Origin of the sequence: Caballeronia sp. (assembly GCF_049581465.1) — a bacterium.
Taxonomy (GTDB): domain Bacteria; phylum Pseudomonadota; class Gammaproteobacteria; order Burkholderiales; family Burkholderiaceae; genus Caballeronia.
The window spans coordinates 1-1,524 of sequence record NZ_JBAUSA010000692.1; the positions used below are offsets into that span (position 1 = coordinate 1).

The following is a 1,524-nucleotide window of genomic DNA, read 5'->3' on the forward strand; positions in this document are numbered from 1 at the left end:
ACCGTCAAGTCGATGCTGCGCGCATACGGCTATCAGCAGATCCGCACGCCGATCGTCGAACCCACGCAGTTGTTCACGCGTGGCATTGGCGAGGTGACGGATATCGTCGAGAAGGAAATGTACAGTTTCACCGACGCGCTGAACGGTGAACAACTCACTATGCGCCCGGAAAACACGGCGGCGGTGGTGCGTGCGGCCATCGAGCACAATCTCCTGTACGACGGCCCGAAGCGCCTTTGGTATATCGGCCCGATGTTCCGGCACGAGCGGCCGCAGCGCGGGCGGTATCGGCAGTTCTATCAGGTCGGCGTGGAAGCGCTCGGCTTTGCCGGGCCGGACACGGACGCCGAAATCATCATGATGTGCCAGCGGCTGTGGGACGACCTGGGCTTGACCGGTATCCGGCTCGAACTGAACTCGCTCGGCCAGCCGGAAGAGCGTGCTGCGCATCGCGAAAAGCTGATCGCGTATCTCGAACAGCACGCCGATCAACTCGACGAGGAAGCGAAGCGCCGTCTGTACACGAACCCGTTGCGCGTGCTGGACACGAAGAATCCCGCGATGCAGGAAATCGCCCAGAACGCGCCGAAGCTCGTGGACTTTCTCGGGCCGGAGTCGCTTGCGCATTTCGAAGGCGTCCAGCGTCTTCTGAAAGCGAACAACATTCCGTTCAAGATCAATCCTCGCCTGGTGCGTGGCCTCGATTACTACAACCTCACCGTGTTCGAATGGGTGACCGACAAGCTCGGCGCGCAGGGTACGGTGGCGGGCGGCGGCCGCTACGATCCACTGATCGAACAGCTTGGCGGCAAGCCGACGGCTGCGTGCGGCTGGGCCATGGGCGTCGAGCGGATCCTTGAATTGCTCAAGGAAGACAATCTCGTACCGGCACCGGAAGGCACTGACGTCTACATCGTTCATCAGGGCGAAGAGGCGGCGGTACAGGCGTTCATTATCGCCGAGCGCTTGCGTGACACGGGCCTCGACGTGATCCTGCATTGCAGCGCGGACGGCACGCCGGCCAGCTTCAAGTCGCAAATGAAGAAGGCAGATGCCAGCGGTGCCGCGTTCGCGGTCGTGCTCGGCGAAAACGAGCTCGCTCAAGGTATGGTTGGCGTGAAGCCGTTGCGAAGCGCGACGCTCGACACGACGGGGCAGAAGAACGAGCAAGCCACGGTGCCAGTGGAAGACTTGACCGAATTTCTAATCAATGCGATGGTGGCAACCGCCGACGACGGCGACAACTGATTTCGGTCAGAACTGCGCGGACAACGCTTGTTAGCGCACGCGAAGCAAAGGCGCGCAGCGTTGCATGGAACACACGGCCGATCAAGGCCAGGTAAGGAATACGCTGGGTAATGAGCTATCACGAAGAACAAGAGTCACTAGAAAATCTGAAAGCCTGGTGGGCCAAATGGGGCAACTCGACCACGTGGATCGTGCTCGTGGTGCTGGTCGTTGCAGCCGGCTGGAACGGCTGGCATTTCTGGCAGCGCCGGCAGGCCGCGGAAGCGGCGGTGCTCT

At 61.2% G+C, this 1,524-nt stretch carries 2 protein-coding genes; both read left to right on the forward strand.

Annotated features, from left to right (window positions below; translation table 11 throughout):
- Positions 1 to 1,248: histidine--tRNA ligase (gene hisS / locus WCA53_RS17050; RefSeq protein WP_423912864.1), on the forward strand; the 1,248-nt coding region annotated here is incomplete at its 5' end.
- Between the two features lie 110 nt (positions 1,249 to 1,358).
- Positions 1,359 to 1,524 (forward strand): tetratricopeptide repeat protein (locus WCA53_RS17055; RefSeq protein WP_423912868.1); only part of this gene is annotated, 166 nt, incomplete at its 3' end.